Source organism: Sphingobacterium puteale (genome assembly GCF_003627955.1).
Lineage (GTDB): Bacteria > Bacteroidota > Bacteroidia > Sphingobacteriales > Sphingobacteriaceae > Sphingobacterium > Sphingobacterium puteale.
In genome coordinates this window covers 86,598-105,937 of the sequence record NZ_RBWS01000013.1, presented here as the reverse complement: position 1 = coordinate 105,937, position 19,340 = coordinate 86,598, and the positions used below count along the sequence as shown (strand labels likewise).

Here is a 19,340-nt window from a genome sequence, read left to right as displayed (position 1 = left end):
GAGGGTATTCACCTGTATTAGAATAAAAAATAATAACAGTGAATATCGAGAACTTTAAACGTATAATACAAGATTACCTGCAGGGAAAATTGACCGAAAGGGAAAGTGAACAGGTGGATAGTTGGTATCAGTCTATTACAGAAGAAGATATTAATCCGTTTCATGATGCAGCCCATCGTCATGCGGTAAAGGACGAACTGTCTAAACGGCTTGTACCAACCCTACGAGCTGAAAGAAAAAGCGCAGTTCGGATCCAGCGGTTTCGCTGGTTGTCTGCCGCTGCGGCAATTCTATTACTCGGTATCTCATCTCTTTTATTTTTGCGGAATCATCAACAAGCTCTTCCTTCTAGGAAAATATTAGCTGAAATGCAGCTTACGCAAACAGTGACGAAAGCTGGTGAATTGCGGGAGATTTTTCTTCCTGACGGAACTTCCGTTTTTCTCAATGGAAATACACAGATTCGTTATGATAAGATAAACTATGGGAAAAGTAGAGCCATTTTTTTAGATCGGGGCGAAGCTTTTTTCAAGGTCAAGCGTGATACCCTGCATCCATTTACGATAGCATCAGGAGCTGTCTCAGTCACTGTATTGGGGACATCCTTTAATGTCAATCGTTCGCAGGCTTCCGGACAAGTTACGGTTGAAGTTAAAACCGGACGTGTAAAGGTGTTCGCTGAAGAAAATGGGGAACAACGTATCCTGACTTGGGGTAAAGCTGCACGTTACAGTCTGGCAAAAAAATATTTTGAAATTTTTGATCAGAATCCAAATACCGTAAACCTATGGACACAGGGGGGAATGCTATTGAACAATGTGGGATTCAATGCGCTTAAAGAAATTATCTACAACCGTTATGGTGTTGTATTGATTGCAGACAACCTTGATACGGATAAATTCAATTACTCCCTGATGATTCCTCAGGTTGAGTCATTGGATCAGGTCTTGACTATGATCTGCACTATTCATCAAATCAAATTTAGGAGGGAAAAAAATGAAATAATCTTACACAAATAAGCTGCATTAGCAGGAAACGACGGAAAATCTAACAAAGGAAAAGTGCTCATCTGGCAAACCGCTAAATCGACCAGTGAGCACCTTAATAAGTCATGTTAAAAAACATTCGTACAAATATATGTATAAAATAACAAAGCTCACCAGCCTGGCAGCAAAGCTCGCGCTCTGTTCAGTGCTTTCTATTTCGGGAACAAATAGTCGTGCCGGGTCAATGGATAGCGTACATCTGATACCGAGCGATCTGATCAATATTCATCTTCGTAATGGTAATGCGGCTGAGGCTGTGCTCCAGCTGTCACAGGAAACAGGTCAGGCAATTGGTTATGATCGGAATATTCTCCAGCTGGAGCGTATAGCAATAACTGAAAAGGTATTCCGCAATGTGCGTGTCGATGAGGTATTGAACTATATTTTGAGAGGTACCGACATTCAATCAAGGAAAGTCGCGGGCGGGATTGTCCTTGTTCGAAATGCGAGCAAGCAAACCTCTTATCCGCTGAAGTTGCAGATTTTAGATGAGGACAACAAACCTGTAGCTGGTGCGTCGGTGCATGTGCTCCAGGCGGAACAGAAGAGCTTGTCCAATGCAAAAGGGGAGGTAACCATCAAGTTGCCCGCAGGTGAATATCATGTGGTGATTACACATGTTGGCTATGAGAAAAAGGAGCTTCATAATGTAAAACTGGACGATAACAATACTGCTGTACGTCAGGTGTTCTTAAAAGGAAATGATAGTGTGCTTGATGAAGTTGTGGTAACGGCACTAGGGATCAAACGTCAGGATCGTTCCCTGGGTTATGCCGTCGGAAAGATTAAAGGCGAGGATCTCAACCGTGTCAACAATGATAATTTTTTGGTTGGAATGGCGGGGAAAGTTCCGGGAGTCACGATCAGTTCAACGGGGCCGGCAGGCTCGACAGTCAATATGGTGATTCGGGGAGCTTCTTCGTTGAGTACAGACAATCAGCCGCTTTTTGTCGTCGATGGGGTGCCGTTAATGAATAGTCTGAATAATATCGGTCAAATAGGGGATGACAATAAAGTCGATTATGGTAATGCCATTGCCAATATCAATCCCGAAGATATCGAGAATATCTCGATCTTGAAGGGACCCAGTGCGGCAGCTCTTTATGGTTCCAGAGCAGGCAATGGTGTCGTACTAATTACAACTAAGACAGGTAAGAATGCAGAAAAAATGACGATTGCTGTCAATAGCAATACGGTATTTGATATTCCCTATAAGTTTATCGACTTGCATAACAAGTTTGCTAGCGGTACCATGCCCTGGAAACCCGGAGACCAGCCCGGAGATTTGATCATCGAGGAGGAGTCAAGTGCGATGGTCGGCCCGGCCTTAGACAAAGGATACAAAGCTGTTCAATGGAATAGCCCGCTTGATGAGCAGGGTAAGCCGATCCCAACGGAATTGAAATCGTATCCGGACAATATTAAGAATTTCGTACAAACGGGTATTACAAGCTCCAATGGTATTTCCCTGAGTAACCGTAGTGAACGATTGGATTACCGTTTTTCGTATTCTAATATGGCAAATAAAGGGATTATTCCCAATGCAGACCTTTTTCGAAATACGTTAAATATCAATTCAACAATGCGAATTCGAAATAGTCTGACTTTAGGTCTTTCACTGGATGCCAGCCGAAATAATTCAAATAATAGACCTGCAGGAAATCGGGGTACAAATCCCATTCAGGCAGCGTATGAGGTCGCTCCTCATATTAATATTCTCGATCTAGAAGAATATTGGCTCCCCGGACAGGAACAGATACAACAGCGTTCCCAATCCATTGGCAACCATAATAATCCATATTTTCTGGCCTATGGCGTCAATAATGCCTTCACACGGGACCGTGTATTTGGAAATCTACGACTGGATTGGAAGATTAAAAAAGACTGGACCGCGATGCTGCGCTATGCCACAGATGTTTACTGGGAAAATAGGGAAACGAAAATCCCTTATAGTTACACCAATGAACCCAGAGGTGCTTACGGTATCGTGAATCTGATGAATATGGAACAGAATATTGATTTTCTAACCACTTACACGCAGAAAATAGGCAATTTCAATGTAGCTGGTTCATTGGGTGGCAACCTCCGTTATAATCACGGTAAGTCTGTACAAAACATATCAAAAAATGGTGCCGGTCTGATCACACCTGGCTTATATACTTTGGCAAACATCAGTCCGCTGAATCTGGACTTCTACAGCTCTATCTCGGAAAGAGCAATAAACAGTGTGTATGGATTGGTGAATCTCAGTTATCGTGATATGGTTTATCTGGATCTGACAGGGCGTAACGATTGGTCTAGTACGCTTCCGGTAGACAACCGATCCTATTTTTATCCTTCGGCATCATTAAGTCTACTGGCCAATCAGGTATTGAAGCTACCTAAAGCTATTCATTTAATGAAGCTTAGAGCTGGAGTTGCACGTGTCGGAAATGACACCTATCCTTATAACTTATCCAATGTGCTGAGTAATCCGGGTAGCTGGGGTGATGTACTGCGCCTGACACGCTCCGGAGCGCTCTTGATTCCTGACCTGAAACCCGAGATCGCCACGTCTTATGAGTTAGGGATGGATCTGGGGCTGTGGAACAATCGCTTAAAGTTTGAGGGGACTTATTACAAGTTAGAGAATAAAAACCAGATCATCTCTACGACGCTCCCAAGTTCAAGTGGTTTCAATTCAAAAAATATTAATGCCGGCTTATTGAGTAGCCGCGGTATCGAGCTGGCCCTCTCGGGGCGGCCTATCGCCAAAGAAAATTGGTCCTGGGATCTCGGGCTCAACTGGCATCGCAACCGTACGCGTATTGATGAATTATCGGAAGGGGTCGAATTTTATACCTTTTGGACCGACGGCAGAGGCGGAGCACGAACCTACGTAGGGGAAGAAATCGGTGATTTATACGATTCGAAGCTGGTCACAGTTGAAGATCAGTCATCACCTTATTACGGATTTCCAATCCTGAACAAAAATGGTTCCTGGCAGGCTGTCCGGATCAATAATAGCCGGAATAAGATCGGAAACTTTAATCCGGATTTTACCATGGGGCTGCAGTCCAGCTTAAGGTATAAAAAGTGGACAATGAATATCGCGGCGGATATGCGTTTTGGTGGAAAATTCATGTCACAAACTTATCGGTATTTTGAATCCAACCTGACCACACAGCGTTTTCTTGATCAGCTGATCAACCCCAAAGGAATGACAGGAGAGACACTTCGAAATTACCTGATAGATAATAATCTGGTGCGAGTGGAAGGGAACCGCTATCCGATTGTGGGGGGGCCGGGGGAAGAGTATGGCGGTTATCCTGTGAATGTGGGCGGTGTCACCGGAAATTTCGGTGTATTTAACCCCGGGGTGATTGCCCAATACGATGATAAGGGAAATATCACAGGCTATACTGAAAATTTAGGCGCCGAGGGGACCAAATATATTGCTTACTCAGATAATTATCCCTGGGACTTTATGAATGCCGCAACATTCGATGCTTCATTTGTCAAACTTCGTGAACTTTCTTTTAGCTACGATCTGTCGGGAAAATGGTTGAAACGGCTCGGCATTGCGAATGGAAGCCTAGGGGTTTATACACGCAATCTGATCTTATGGACCAAAGCAAAAGTAGGAATAGATCCCGAAATGGCTTTCCAACCCGAAACAGGCATCGGATTTAAGCAAGGAATTGAGCGTTATAACGTGACGCCTTGGTCAATGCCGATAGGATTTAAAGTAAATGTGACATTTTAACACCGCTAATAACGATGAAAAAACAGTTGAAGACATTAACAACAATGATCATTGCCTTCGGGATGGTTTTGAATATTTCTGCTTGTAAAGACTTGACAGAACTCAATATCAATCCGAACGGAGTGAGTGAAGAGGATGCAAATCCCAATCTGCTATTGCCAACGATATTGACGGGAGCAGCACAAAAATACAATGAATTAAGTTTCTCCGATCTTGGTGGAGTGATGCAACATACGCAGTTTGATGCTTGGTTCAACTCGCACAATGACTATGAATGGACAGGGGGGATTTTGAGCTGGGACAGTTACTATGGTTTTCTGCGTGATAATGAACTGATGCGTAAACGGGCGGAGAAATTGGGGCTGGATTTTCATCAGGGTGTTGCCCTGGTGATGCGTGCCTATCTGTTTGGCCTGATCAGCGATTTATGGGGCGATGCGCCTTATACGGATGCCCTGAAAGCAGAACTTGGAGATACAAAATATAATTTTCCAAAATACGATAGCCAGGAGGTGATCTACAAAGGTATTATTGAAGAACTAAAACAGGCAAATGAACTGCTTTCACGACCGGATGCATCCTATGAGGTATTGGCGGGTGCTGATGTGTATTTTGGTGGTAAAGCCTCCAAATGGCGCCGTTTTGCCAATTCCCTAGCCTTGAGGTATTATATGCGTATTTCGGAGAAGGCGAATACTTTTGCTAGGCAAGGGGTTGAAAACATGCTGGCCAATCCCGATAAATTTCCACTGATCACCAATTCGGCAGACGAGGTACTGATGGATTTTGCTGGCAATAATGCCGCCGATTCGTGGCCGTCAAATACGGTGTATGATGCCAGTGGAAGCAATTTCAGAAGAATGAAAATGTGTGCGACATTTGTCGATCGACTTCAGGAATTGAATGATCCACGACTGGCTGTGTGGGCAAAAAAGGTCGAGATACCAATAGAAGTGAGCAGCACGGTACCCCCTGGTACTGATAAAATTGTTAACGGCATTCGCATCCTGTCACCCGATGTAGTCAAGGGGATACCTATTGATACAGACAAGGATTATGTGGGCTTACCACCAAGTGGATCGAAAAATCCTTCTGCCTATAATTTGAATCCAACGCCAGGACAGACTTCCATCAATCCGCATGTTTCTTACCTTAACGATATTTATCGCTCGGCCAAGGGAACTTTGCTCAAAGCGAGGTTGTTGACTGCGGCCGAAGTGGAGTTTATCTTGGCTGAAGCGGCCTGGAAGGGCTGGGCTGTACCTGAGACTGCGCGTGCATATTATGAACGTGGTATTCAAGCCTCGCTGACAAGCTGGGGAAAAGCGTCAAATTACGCAGATTATATTCGCCAAAAAGGTGTGACTTTTGAAAATACACAAGTACAGATTATGGAGCAAAAATGGATCGCTAGCTGGTCCACTGCTGCACAGGCTTGGTTTGATTATCGGAGAACGGGGTATCCAAAATTAAATGCTGGACCAGCAGCGATCCGTACACAGCTCCCGGTACGTGTACCTTACATGCAGACAGAAATGAGTGTGAATCAAAAGAATGCCGAAGAAGCGTTAAGCCGTATTGAGAAAACAGCGTATTCGCAGGCCGATAATGAAAATAGTGCCTGGTCCAAACCTTGGTTATTGCAAGGAACGGGCAAACCTTGGTAAAAATTACAGGATATATAGATTAAAATAACAAATGAAAATAAAACCTCTTTTTCTAGCAATAGCGTTATGTTGTTCCATGACGTATGGTCAGGCACAGTCCAGTGTGACAGATAAACAGCCGGATCGGATTATGTTGACCTGGTCTGACGATCCGAGCAGCACACAGTCAGTCTCCTGGCGCGCGACAGGTAATGGCGATAAAATAATAGGACAGATTGCCGAAGAGCAAAGCAATCCCGATTTAGAAACAAAAGCGCATACAGTTGAAGGTACCCGATCGTATCTGGAAAGGGGCGAGCAGAAGGATATTTACAACCATGTTAGCTTTCGGAATTTAAAACCCGGAACAACCTATACCTATCGTGTCGGTGACGGTATACACTGGAGCCCATGGAATCAATTTAGAACGGCGGCACAATCGGGTGATTTTTCCTTTATCTACCTGGGGGATGCACAGAATGATTTGCGTTCGCGCTGGTCAAGGACGATTCGTCGTGCTTTTCAGCAGGAATCAAACGCTCGTTTTATTGTTCATGCCGGTGATCTGATCAATCGTTCCAATACGGATGAGGAATGGGCTGAATGGTATGAAGGGACAGGGTTTATTCATCAAATGATACCTGCTATCCCCACGCCAGGGAATCATGAATACCGACGGGATTCGACAGGGCGTCTGGTTCTGGATCCGCATTGGAAAGTACAGTTTAACCTGCCAAAAAATGGACCTGAGGGATTACAGGATGCAGTTTACTATTTGGACTATCAGGACCTGCGCATTGTTTCTCTGAACTCCCAATTAATTATGCTGGATTCGGTAGCGGCTTCTACACAAGAAAAATGGCTGGAGCGTGTACTTTCCTCTTCCACAAAAAAATGGAATATCGTCGTGATGCATCATCCGGTATATTCTACAGCCAAAAGTCGTGATAATACGATATTAAGAGAACGATTTAAACCCATCTTGGAAAAATATGGTGTTGATTTGGTTTTGCAGGGCCATGATCATACCTATGCCCGGGGCAGTCTTGGCCGAAAGCGTCCTGTATACCTATTGTCGGTGGCCGGACCGAAGATGTATGAGTCCGATTCTGAACGATGGATGGATGTTGCAACGGAGCAAACACAGCTGTACCAAGTAATAAAACTCACGGCAAATAAGCTCTATTTTGCAAGTTATAAGCTGAATGGACAATTGTTTGATTCATTTGAACTGTCAAAAAAGTGATTTCACCTTATGGCTGAATAAAAAAATGCTTAAAAAATACCTGTATATGATGAAAAAGACGCTGTTTTCTACTCTCTTGTTGAGTATAATAATAAGTTTTACGACGAGTCTATATGCCCAATCAATTGATTTAATAAAAAGGCTGGACCAAAAAAGTCTGCATATCGTAGCACATCGTGGGGCACACCTGGAACAGCCAGAAAACTCGATCGCTGCTATTGAAGAAGCCATTCGGCAAGGCGTTTCAGTAGTTGAGGTCGATGTGAGAGCGACCAAAGACGGTGTACTGGTGCTCATGCACGATAAAACCTTAAACCGCACCACAACTGGAGAAGGTGAGGTCTCCAAACATACCTTCAACGAGATTCGACAGCTACGCTTACGTACCAAGGCTAACGGTGAAGCGTCGGAATATGCTGTACCCACGTTAGAAGAAGCTTTACGCGTAGCGAAAGGAAAAATTATTGTAGATCTAGACTTTAAGGAAGATCGAAAAGAGTTGATCGAGAAAACCTATGATCTTGTTGAAAAAGAAGGGATGGAAGATGAGGTGTTGTTCTTTCTTTATGATTATAAGGATATGCCTAGGATTTACAAACTCAATCCAAAGGTGACGCTCTTTCCACGGGCACGCAGCATGAATGATTTGAATGCCATTCTAAAGATGAAGATAACCTCAATCGTTCACCTTGATGAGTCGTTTACGGATACCAAAAGGCTTGATTCAATGCGGCAGCAAGGTATTTATTTTTGGATGAATAGTCTTGGTGAATATGACGATAAGGCAGGACAAGAGGGCGAAGACATTTATCGGTCTTTTTTGGAAAAATATCCTTTTGTACGGCTGATTCAGACAGATTATCCCAACCTTTGGCAAGAAGTCCTTAAAAGATTTTAATATGTTTTTATTACGTAGTATATTTCCTATAACATTCACTAGAAAGACGGCTTGCCGTCTTTCTCACTTTTTTATCAATACATTTGATATTTATTGCTAATTTTCAGTATCAGGGATCACAGATCACATTTTTTCGATCAGCTATGTAAACGAGAACATTCGTTGCCAAATTGATTATCGAGAGGACTAAGGAAACAAAAATATTAACTTGTTTATTTCTGCTAAATCGTTAATTTAGTGTTTTGAAACCGGTTGCATAAATCGTGTGATACATAAATTTAGGTTTCCGTATAAGAATAGAAAATAGAAAAATAATAATCTACTTATGAAAGTCCGCATATTACTTTTTACTGCAATGACAACATTGCTCTCGCCAAAAATTCAAGCCCAGCAATTTCCATATAAAAATAGCACATTGCCCACCGAAAGAAGGGTCAGTGATCTGTTGGGGCGAATGACTGTTGAAGAGAAAGTTGGACAGCTGAGTAAATTGCTTGGATGGGATATGTATGAGAAACAGGGAAAGCAAGTTGGGGTTAGCGATAAGTTGCGGAAAGCGGTCAAGGAGCAGCATATCGGCTTGTTGTGGGCCACGTTGCGCGCTGATCCCTGGACACAAAAAACCTTAGTCAATGGCCTTACTCCCACAGAAGCCGCACGGGCGACCAATGCCATCCAGCGATATATGTTGGATAGCACCCGCTTGGGTATTCCATTGTTACTATCTGAAGAAGCTCCGCATGGACACATGGCCATTGGTGCTACGGTATTCCCGACGGCAATAGGACAGGCGAGTACCTGGAACCCGGATTTAATTCAGCGTATGGCGTCGACAATAGCACAGGAAACCTACGCCGTAGGTGGAAAAAATGGCTATGGTCCTGTATTGGACTTGGCCCGGGACCCCCGCTGGTCCCGCACGGAGGAAACCTATGGCGAAGACCCTTACCTCATCGGACAGATGGGAAGTGCCATGATCCGTGGTTTTCAGGGTGAAAAGCTTGGGCAACAGGATAAAATTATTGGTACGTTGAAACACTTTGTCGCTTACGCGGCACCCGATGGCGGACATAATGGTGAGTCTGTATCTTTTGGTGAACGAAGCCTGAGACAGTATTTTCTACCGCCATTCGAGCGTGCAGTTAAATCCGGTGCGGGGTCGGTTATGACGGCTTATAATAGTATTGACGGTATTCCTTGCTCCGCAAACCCCTGGCTGTTAAAAGATATTTTACGTAAAGATTGGGGGTTCAAGGGATTTGTGGTGTCAGATCTATTAAGTATTTCTGGTCTCAACGGTGGGCATGCGACAGCGGCGACTGCAGCAGAAGCCGCTTCACAAAGTATACATGCCGGATTGGATGTGGACTTGAGCGGATCGGGATATGGCCCGAATCTGTTACAAGCGGTGCAACAAGGGCTGGTCGAGCCGGCAGTATTGGATACAGCAGTGGCGCGGGTGCTACGCATGAAGTTTAAACTTGGTCTATTTGACCGTCCTTATGTGGAGGAGAAGCTTGTTGCTCAGAAAGTTGCCACAGCACAGAATAGATCTGTTGCAAGACAGGTTGCACGCGAATCCATCATCTTGTTAAAGAACGAACAAAATATCCTGCCATTAAGTAAATCGTTGAAACGGATTGCGGTGATCGGACCAAATGCTGACAATGGCTATAATCAATTGGGTGATTATACTGCGCCACAGGCCGAAGGCAAGGTTCAGACTGTATTGACCGGTATTCGCTCGGCTCTGGGAAAAGGAACGCAAGTTGATTATGTCAAAGGTTGCGCCATCCGTGATACAGCAAATTCTAATATTTCAGCTGCGGTAGCAGCTGCTGAGCAAGCAGATGTGGTGATTTTGGTTCTCGGAGGTTCGAGTGCACGGGATTTTAAAACTTCCTATCAGGCTACGGGAGCAGCGAATGTAGATCCCAATACTGTCAGTGATATGGAAAGTGGTGAAGGATTTGATCGCGTTTCGTTGGATATGATGGGCGATCAATTAAAACTGATGAAAGCGATCCGGGCAACAGGAAAACCTCTAGTCCTGGTTACGATCATGGGAAGACCTTTAAATCTTAATTGGGCTTCGGAACATGTTCCTGCGATCGTCAATGCTTGGTATCCTGGACAGGAAGGTGGATTGGCTATTGCAGATGTGTTATTTGGTGATTATAATCCCGCTGGAAGGCTACCGATTTCTGTGCCGCGCGCTGTAGGCCAACTTCCTGTACACTATAATCATGCAAAACCCAAACACCACGATTATGTTGAAATGTCAGCTAAACCTTTGTATGCTTTTGGGTATGGGTTAAGTTACAGTAAATTTGAGTATAGCAACCTACAGGTCGCATTGACGGAAGGTGCAGCTGATTTTGTGTGTACGGTTTCCTTTGATGTCGAAAACAACGGTTCTGTAACGGGCGATGAAGTAGCACAGTTATATGTTGTCGATGAAGTCAGTTCTGTGGTAACCCCCATTATGCAATTGAAACAGTTTGCGCGTAAAAATATTGCGGCAGGGAAGAAGGAAAGTTATTCTTTTCAATTGACCAAAGAGGATCTTAAACTTTGGAATGCGAACCAGGAGTGGAAGACTGAAAAGGGAAAGTTTAAGCTATTGGTAGGCACTTCATCGGATGATATTCGACTTAAGGGAGAAATGGAATTAACGAAGGATTATTAATTAATCCTTCGTTAATTTATAGATATAGCTATTGTTTTGATAAGGAGCTTTTGACAAATTAAGATCTTTTCCATCGAAAGAATACGTGTAGTCATAGTTCAATATCAATGCCCAGTCGAAATCTGCAGTCCAAATATTTTTGTCTTTAAAAATAATTTGGTCTCCAACAATTTTGTACGTTCCTGAACCACCGGCAGGAAATCGGTTTTTGTTTGCTGTACAAAAGAAACTGTCTGCTTTAAATCGGACGGTTACGTCTCCAGTGAAGGTTTGGTCCTGATTTTTATAGTTGACTATAAATTTCCCCGAATAACTTCCTTCGAGATACCGGTTTTGATTAGAAGTTTCCTTTGAGCAACCTGCGCATACGAAGCATGCTAAGCATGTTAATAATTTTGATATTGATCTCATAACTCGGTTTTTAGAATATTACGAAGTTACTGCCATTTTTGCTACAACTATCCTACTTATTTGAGCACAACATGCTTAATACTCTTTCTATTCCATGTATACGTGATATGTATTAAACCACTGGTATCTTGAATAATTGTGGGGTAAGAATACTCGTCCCCCTTGACTCCGTCTTCAAGTATAAGAGCATCTTTCCATTGAAGACCGTCTTTTGAAATTGCTACATGAAGCTTTGTACGCCCTTCCCACCAATCCTTCCCAGCTATAGCGGGGTTGTAAACGATCATAAACAAGCCATTTTTTAATCGAATGGCATCAGTTGCCGAATTCGGATTGAGCAAGTTTGTTGCCTGCCAGGATCCCCAAGTAACACCCTTATCCGTCGAAAAAGCTGCCATAACCTTGTTTTCTTTACTTCGGCAGAGCACCTGAATGCGTCCATCCGAATGTTGGACAATGCTTGGCTGGATGACTTGAATGCTCGTATCGGGGCGTATGTTGCTGATGGACCAGGTTTTACCCTGATCCCGACTGATTTCTATATGCGCCTTCCATATTTCTTCTTTAGACTCTGTGCTGGAAGGAGATAGTATGTCACCGTTGGACAATGTAAATGGTTTATTTTTGATCGGACCCAAAATACCATCGGGTAATGCCTGTGCTGCAGACCAGTGGTAACCTTTATCGAGGGAGTATTTGACATAGCCTTTCCATTCGCGTGGATTAGGACCAATTTTATAGAATAAATATAGGGTGTCGTTCTTTGGGTGTTGATAGAGTACAGGGTTCCAGGTCGGATAACGCTTTTCTGCAAGAATCCCATCTGCGATTTGGACTGGTGTTTGCCATTTTCCATTTGTATAATGAGAACTCCATATCACCACATCAGGATTGGATTCTTGCGTGCCACCAAACCAGCAAGCCAAGAGGCTGTCTTTGCCGAAGGATTGTATGGTCGAAGCATGGCATTGTTTGAAAGCAGCCTGGCCTTCTTGAAAGATCTGCCCAGAAGAAACTATCTGTGGCTTGTAGGTTTTACATGAATAAAATGCTAAGAATAGGAGGGCTAAAAATGGGGTTATATTTTTCATTCGGTTACTATTTGCTGCCAAGTTCACAAGTGGCGTTTTTTATAGATAGTATATTTAGTTATTCGGATAATGATTAAGGGTAGAAATCGGGGGATTTGTATTTACTGGTTTTCAGCAGTAAAATGAAAGCCTCTGAAACCACCTGAAGTCGGATAACAAAAAAACAGCTGGATGTAATCCAGCTGCTTTTTTGTTACTTGCTTTGCAATTGAATCGCGGTAGCATAATTGAATCTTGTGCCCGGACTTCTCAGGGTGATCTGATTGTCACGTTGCGACCAGTCCAAGCGACCTTTATGGCCCAAAATTGCTATTTTTTTCACTTTAAAATTGTCTGGCACCTGAAAGACATATTCATTCGGTTGCTGATAAGTGTCACCTTCCGAAAGGTGAAATACATTGACGATTTTACTGTCCTTACTTCTGGTGTAATAGTAATCACCTTGATGGTAAGGGGCGATGGTACGCGTGGCATAAACGGCATTTTGGTTGATCTTCATCCAGCCGGCCAATTCGTTTAAGCGGTCATATGCGGCCTGATCATAATCACCTTTGGGACCGGGAGCGATGTTAAGCAGATAGTTTCCGCCACGAGAGATGATCTTGACGAGAGTCTCAACGATCTTCTTTGTTGGTTTGTAGTTATCATTGGGAACGTAGCTAAAAGAATCGCCCATGGTAATGCAGCTTTCCCAGGGGATATCCAGTGGATGTTCGGGTATAGCCTGTTCTGGTGTTACATAATTTTCCCAGTTTCCGGGAACGGTGCGGTCGACAACAATAATTCCCGGTTGATTTTTTCGGGCCATTCCGCCGATACGGTCCATGTCAATATCTTGTTCAACTTTAATGGTTTTTTGCCAGTCGACGGACTGATCGATCGTTTTGAATGGACGTACCCAACCACCGTCTAACCATAAGATATCGACCTTTCCATATTCGGAAGTGAGCTCGTTGATCTGGTTGTAGGTATAGTTTTTGAACTTTTCCCAACGCTCAGGATGTTTTTTGGGATCGTAGTTTACATTGCGATCTTTTGGTGGGAAATAATTCCACCAGTAAAAATCCGTATGCCAATCCGGTTTGGAGAAATAGGCGCCAATTTTAAATCCGTCATTGCGAAAGGTATTGAATATTTCTTTGGTGACGTTAGCTTTTGGGTTTGAAGAGAAAGGGGTTTTGCTGGAAGTAATTTTGTAATCCGATTCCTTGGTATCGAACATGGCGAATCCATCGTGATGCTTGGTCGTAAAGACGACATATTTCATGCCGGCTGCTTTTGCGGCGTCGGCCCATTTTTGTGGGTTGAAATCCGTAGGATTGAATGTTGTCTGTAGATTTTCGTAGTTCTTTACGTATTCGTTATAGGTTGCGCCGTGCTCTGGTTTACGCTGTGTCCATCCTTCATCTTCGGGACATAAGCTCCAGCTTTCCACGATACCCCATTGACTATAGGTACCCCAGTGCATGAAAAGACCAAATTTCATATCCTGCCATTGTTCGAGGTTTTCGATCACCTGTGGGTCGGTAGGTTTTTGGTAGCCACCCGACACATTGTGTGCTTGACCAAAGGCTAAAGTTGTGCTTGTCGTTAGCAGTGCGGTTGATATAAGGGTTGTCAGTTTTTGCATGTATAAATATAATGAAAATGATAAAAAGAAAGCCACTTGAAGGTGGCTTTCTGTAGGAGATGTAGTGTCGATTAATTGACGTCCCAGAAAATTTTAGTATCACGTGTATCTTTTGATCGTACAGCCTGATAGTTTTCACTATTGTTAGTAATCTCGGATGAAGGATATGTCAATCGCACAGGAGGACGTTGAAATCCATTTAAGCTGGAAGTTGGAAATGCTGGCAAAGTTGGATACCCCGTTCTTCGGTATTCAGACCATGCTTGTTCGCCCTGTAACCAACCAAAATGTAACCATTTTTGTGTTCCTATAAGCTTTAATTTTGCGTTTTTATCACCACTGAAGGCAATATTTGATTCAGTAACAAATTTATCGATTACATCATTACTTGGTTTAGTTGCTTTTGCGTTATTTGAAGAGCTTGCATTCAGATAATAATAAAAGTTAACAGACTGCTTTACTGCTGTTTCATATGCTGTTTTTGCCGCAGCATCAGTACCCCATCTTTCTTGGGCTTCTGCTTTAATTAAGTTTGTTTCAGCGGCAGTCATCAACACGCCAGGTAGTTTATTATTGATCCAAGCAGTTGCAGAATCAACAACTGAGTACTTCATGAATTGTGCATCTGCTTGAGCAGCGGTGAATGTAATTGGCATTGCTTGGTATTCCTTATTGGGAATAAATTTTTCACCTACTGTCTCTCCAAACTTGTCGAATAGCACAGCAGTCCGAGGGTCATTTGCAGTTTTTAAAACTGTATTTAGCATATAATCAGGAGCATAATAACTTGGAAGTTCTCTTACGGCATCTAGTAAACTTGAGGTATAGGTAGTTAAAGGTTTCAATAGAATATCTTCTGAACCTACACTATAATCGCCAGTGTTTTTACCATCAACTAGAGGATATTCTGTTGGGTTGCTTAACATGTCCATAATCTCAGTCTTAGCTTTATTTTCATCGACATTAGAGATTCTCATCAACAAGCGTAAACGTAAAGAATTAGTATATTTGCGCCATTTTTCTAAATCTCCAGAGTTTAATATGTCTGCTCTGTTAAATTCGGACGTACTATTTGCTGTTTTAAAAAAAGTATTGATTTCTTTTAGCCCATCGATAAATATAGTATACAACTCCTTTTGATCATCAAATTTTCCCAGCTTGATCACATCTGTTAAAGGAAGACTCCCAGCTTCTGAAAAAGGTATGTCGCCAAAGTTATCGACTAATTTCGAGGCTTGATCGTATAAAATGACTTTGGCAGCATTCATATATAGATCCCGGCTTACCTTTTCTTCAGTAGATAAGTTGTTATAAGATCTCTCCATTGATCTATAAACGCCGATTATGCCAGGTGAATAAAAATCTTTCCAATAGTCATTAATATAAGAATCACTTTGTTGATACATTGTGTTTTCATTTGCGAAATATGCAGTCTGCGTATATCTTGCTTGATGCATCAATATAAAGGTACGGTAATGCCAATATTCCGATCTTAAACGAGAATTATTCAGTATTTGTGAAAAAAATGCTGGTATATTGGGTAAAGTTGTCTGTTCTGGATCCGTATAGCGATCCTCTAATTCAGTTTTACAAGATTGAAAGCTTCCCAATGTTAAAAGAATACTTCCAAATAATAGTATTTTATTAAATTTTTTCATTGCTTTAAGTGTTAAAATTTAGCATTAAGAGAGAAACCAAAACTTCTTGTTGCTGCATTCGAGCCGATATCAATACCTTGCGAGTACCAATAGTTACCAACAGGTGCTTCTGGATCGATATCTTTGATCGAACGATAGAAGTAGAAGAGATTTCTTCCTATTAGAGAAACACGTAAACTATTCAATTTTAATTTTTGCGTAAATGATTCAGGGAGATTATATCCAATAACAACTTCTCTTAGCTTGATGAAATTATTATCTAGGACAGCAGCTTTCTCATTCCAAGCATTGTTGCCCCAATAGAAATTATTAATATAATATTCAGCTCCAGAAAGATGAACATCATTTTTAGCACCGGTATTTTGGTTAACTCCATCTAAAGTTATGCCTGATTCACGATATTCCAATGTGCTTTCTAGTCGACCAGCTCCGTAAGCATATTTGTGCGGCGTGGAGATCATTTGCCCTCCAAATCTGTAGTCAGCAGTAAAGTCTAAACTAAAGTTTTTGTAATTGAAGGTATTTGATAATCCTCCAATTGCTTTAGGCATAATATTACCCGCTTTAACATAAGTTGACTTGTCAATTACGTAATTACCTTCATCGCTGATTAAAAACTCTCCGTTTTCATTGGTAGCGCGAGGAAATACGTAAATATTTCCAAGAGTTTCCCCAGGTCTTGCTTCCATGCGGATAGAACTTTGATCCGCATCATAGAATATTAATTTTGGCACACCTGAAATTAGAGCGTCAAGTTTGGATTTATTATTCGAGAAATTCAGTCTAGCATTCCATCTGAAATTTTCTTTTTGAATAGGTGTACCGCTTAATGAAATTTCCCATCCTCTATTGGAGATTTTACCCACATTAAGGAATTGTGTTGACGCTCCAGTTGAATGTGCCGTAGTTAACGGCATAATTTGATCATCTATAAAATTAGAATAATAGCTTACATCTAAACCTAATCTATTTTTTAAGAATTTCAAATCTAATCCAATTTCCTTTTCTGTTTTTTTCTCAGGTTTTAAATCTTCATTTCCATATGCAGAATTAGTGGCCAAAGATGGTACTGGACCATTAACCGTTATTAATGAAGTTTGTTTAAAAGCGAGATTTGACGCATAAATTGGTGCATCATTACCAACTATGCCATAAGATGCTCTTAGCTTTCCATAGCTAAAGAAATCAGGTAATTTAAATGCATCAGAGAATACAAAACTTGTATTTACAGAGCCATAATGATACGGGTTATTTTTTGCTGGCAATGTTGAGGAATACTCCTTACGTCCTGTACCTTCCAAGAATAAATAGTTTTTATAGGAGAGGTTTAACAACCCAAAGTAAGCATATTTAATCAGCTCTTTTCTAACGTGTGTAGTAACAGCTTGACCGAAAGTGTTATTTAAACTAAACCAATTTGCTGAAACTAAACCACCTTCCGTTCTTGACATTTGATCATCATAGTTTTCCATACGTGACTGAAAACCTCCACTTAAACTAAAATCAAAGTCATCTGACAATTTGTCGGCGTAGGTTAATAATGCATCACCATAAATAATTTTATAGATTCCTTTTGAAACTTCAAATTTACCAGTGCTATTCGTTTCATTGTATTGAACTGCATATTCATTATGCTCTTTGTTTTCGATATTTAGTCCGGTGAAATCTGTACCTAAACGACCTCTAAATTTTAATTTGTCTAATATACCCCAGTTCAACGTTGCGCTTCCCAAGAAACGGTTTTCCTTCTCTTCATAGCTGTTTCGTTTTTGTTGCCAAAAATAATTTAGGAGATTGACGGCTCTATAATTGACTGGAAATGCCCCAGGTCGATTTGAACCAAAAGGATTGTATCTGTAGCCATCTGAGGTTTGGTAGAGTTGATTTTTCATTTTCTCAACGTCTTCGGCACCGCTGAAAAAACCAGCATAAGAACCCAGAACATCTCCCATTAAACCGGGTCTGTTCTTTGTAATTGTACTGATATAAGATGCAACTACATCCAAGTCCAAGCGATCTGCAAGCTTGATCGAACTGTTCAAATTAAAGGTACTTTTATTCATCTTACTTCCTGGTACAATTGCCTTGTAATCCATATTGGAAGCGGATAACCTATAATTTATTTTTTCAGTTTGATTGGAGATGCTTAAATTAAAGTTGCTATTGTGCCCTGTATCAAAAATATCACCGTAATTTCCTTTGTTAGCCGAGTATTTTCGAAGTGAACCATCCCACCAGCGGACATCCTGTCCGTCATATTTCGGTCCAAACTGGCCCCATGCGTTATAATTTAAAAGTCTATCGCCTGGGAAAAGCGGATTTGTCATCCAGCCTTCTTCCGTTGCGCCTGATTGTAAGTTCGTCGCAGCATCATAACCAGGTCCATACTCATACTGTAATCTAGGAAGGAAAGCGGCAGTTTCGATTGACCCAGTATAATTAAAGTCGATTCCAAGACCTTTCCCTTTTACTCCTTTTTTAGTCGTGATTACGATTACACCACTAGCGGCATCAGAACCGTATAACGCAGTTGCACTGGCTCCCTTTAAAATTGTCATGGATTCAATATCATTAGGGTTTAAATCTAACATACCATTTCCACGTATTCTGTTATCTGACCATATAGCTTGACCTCCGGGATCTGTTATACCGCCGGTGTTATTCAAACCTTTTGAACCCGCCTGTTGATCGTTTCTAATCATGACCCCGTCAACAACATATAAAGGTTGCCTATTGTTACTTAGGGAATTAATACCGCGGATTTGGATGTTAACCGCACTGGAAGCTCCTCCGGGAGCTGAATTAATTTGTACGCCTGGCGCTTTTCCATAAAGGGCAGAACCAATGTTTGTTGTACCTGCTTGAGTTAGTTCTTTTGAACTTATTGTAGATGAAGCGTATCCAAGGGCTTTAGCTTCCCTTTTTATGCCCATTGCGGTTACAACAACTTCGTCCAATGCGGAAGCATCTTCAGTCAATTTGATGTTAATTGCTTTGGTTGATCCAACGACAATCTCTTGAGCTTTGTATCCAACGATAGAAACACGTAATGTTTCGCCCTGTGAGGCTTGAATTGTAAAAGATCCATTGGCCCCAGTTTGCGTGCCCCTGGTTGTTCCTTTTACAGAAACAGTCGCGCCGGAGACTGGTCCCTTAGCATCTGAAACTATCCCAGTAATGCTTTGCTGCGCATAGAGAGATGTGGCACTAAAAAGTGTACATAACGCCAATCCTGCAGTTTTTTTGTAAAATAGACTCATGTTTTAGGTGTTTGTGTAAA

Annotated in this window: 11 protein-coding genes; 6 read left to right on the top strand and 5 right to left on the bottom strand. The window is 41.9% G+C overall.

Features of this window, described 5'->3' with window-relative positions; genetic code table 11:
- Window positions 1-38 precede the first annotated feature (38 nt).
- The 6 genes from D7322_RS17470 (at window position 39) to D7322_RS17445 (ending at window position 11,270) form a co-directional block, all read left to right on the top strand.
- Complete coding sequence (locus D7322_RS17470) at window positions 39-1,019, top strand: FecR family protein (protein WP_121125540.1); 981 nt, start codon at window positions 39-41, stop codon at window positions 1,017-1,019.
- A 118-nt stretch (window positions 1,020-1,137) separates the two neighbouring features.
- Window positions 1,138-4,791: a SusC/RagA family TonB-linked outer membrane protein gene (locus D7322_RS17465; RefSeq protein ID WP_245971367.1), complete on the top strand. Its 3,654-nt coding sequence runs from the start codon at window positions 1,138-1,140 to the stop codon at window positions 4,789-4,791.
- Between the two features lie 14 nt (window positions 4,792-4,805).
- Complete coding sequence (locus tag D7322_RS17460) at window positions 4,806-6,458, top strand: SusD/RagB family nutrient-binding outer membrane lipoprotein (RefSeq protein ID WP_121125539.1); 1,653 nt, start codon at window positions 4,806-4,808, stop codon at window positions 6,456-6,458.
- Between the two features lie 31 nt (window positions 6,459-6,489).
- Entirely contained in the window at window positions 6,490-7,683 is a 1,194-nt protein-coding gene (locus D7322_RS17455; protein ID WP_121125538.1) for a purple acid phosphatase family protein, read from the top strand.
- Between the two features lie 46 nt (window positions 7,684-7,729).
- Window positions 7,730-8,581 (top strand): glycerophosphodiester phosphodiesterase family protein, encoded by an 852-nt coding sequence (locus tag D7322_RS17450; protein WP_183078740.1) that lies wholly within the window; start codon window positions 7,730-7,732, stop codon window positions 8,579-8,581.
- A gap of 325 nt (window positions 8,582-8,906) precedes the next feature.
- Window positions 8,907-11,270, top strand: a complete 2,364-nt coding sequence (locus D7322_RS17445) for a glycoside hydrolase family 3 N-terminal domain-containing protein (RefSeq protein ID WP_121125536.1) — start codon at window positions 8,907-8,909, stop codon at window positions 11,268-11,270.
- On the opposite strand, the gene D7322_RS17440 is transcribed toward D7322_RS17445, so the two are convergent.
- From D7322_RS17440 to D7322_RS17420, 5 genes are all read right to left on the bottom strand, one after another.
- Window positions 11,271-11,681: a hypothetical protein gene (locus tag D7322_RS17440; RefSeq protein WP_121125535.1), complete on the bottom strand. Its 411-nt coding sequence runs from the start codon at window positions 11,679-11,681 to the stop codon at window positions 11,271-11,273.
- Between the two features lie 56 nt (window positions 11,682-11,737).
- Window positions 11,738-12,772 carry a sialidase family protein gene (locus D7322_RS17435; protein ID WP_121125534.1) on the bottom strand — a complete coding sequence of 345 codons (1,035 nt, stop codon included), beginning with the start codon at window positions 12,770-12,772 and terminating at the stop codon, window positions 11,738-11,740.
- Between the two features lie 193 nt (window positions 12,773-12,965).
- Complete coding sequence (locus D7322_RS17430; protein WP_121125533.1) at window positions 12,966-14,402, bottom strand: alpha-L-fucosidase; 1,437 nt, start codon at window positions 14,400-14,402, stop codon at window positions 12,966-12,968.
- Between the two features lie 71 nt (window positions 14,403-14,473).
- Window positions 14,474-16,060, bottom strand: coding sequence for a SusD/RagB family nutrient-binding outer membrane lipoprotein (locus tag D7322_RS17425; RefSeq protein WP_121125532.1), 1,587 nt, complete (start codon window positions 16,058-16,060; stop codon window positions 14,474-14,476).
- 11 nt (window positions 16,061-16,071) lie between these two features.
- On the bottom strand, window positions 16,072-19,320 hold the full coding sequence (locus tag D7322_RS17420; RefSeq protein WP_121125531.1) for a SusC/RagA family TonB-linked outer membrane protein: 3,249 nt from the start codon (window positions 19,318-19,320) through the stop codon (window positions 16,072-16,074).
- Window positions 19,321-19,340 lie beyond the last annotated feature (20 nt).

Coding starts and splice junctions, on each gene's coding strand:
- D7322_RS17430 (WP_121125533.1), bottom strand. CDS start 14,402: ATGCAAAAACTGACAACCCTTATATCAACCGCACTGCTAACGACAAGC.
- D7322_RS17465 (WP_245971367.1), top strand. CDS start 1,138: ATGTATAAAATAACAAAGCTCACCAGCCTGGCAGCAAAGCTCGCGCTC.
- D7322_RS17435 (WP_121125534.1), bottom strand. CDS start 12,772: ATGAAAAATATAACCCCATTTTTAGCCCTCCTATTCTTAGCATTTTAT.
- D7322_RS17455 (WP_121125538.1), top strand. CDS start 6,490: ATGAAAATAAAACCTCTTTTTCTAGCAATAGCGTTATGTTGTTCCATG.
- D7322_RS17425 (WP_121125532.1), bottom strand. CDS start 16,060: ATGAAAAAATTTAATAAAATACTATTATTTGGAAGTATTCTTTTAACA.
- D7322_RS17460 (WP_121125539.1), top strand. CDS start 4,806: ATGAAAAAACAGTTGAAGACATTAACAACAATGATCATTGCCTTCGGG.
- D7322_RS17420 (WP_121125531.1), bottom strand. CDS start 19,320: ATGAGTCTATTTTACAAAAAAACTGCAGGATTGGCGTTATGTACACTT.
- D7322_RS17445 (WP_121125536.1), top strand. CDS start 8,907: ATGAAAGTCCGCATATTACTTTTTACTGCAATGACAACATTGCTCTCG.
- D7322_RS17440 (WP_121125535.1), bottom strand. CDS start 11,681: ATGAGATCAATATCAAAATTATTAACATGCTTAGCATGCTTCGTATGC.
- D7322_RS17450 (WP_183078740.1), top strand. CDS start 7,730: ATGATGAAAAAGACGCTGTTTTCTACTCTCTTGTTGAGTATAATAATA.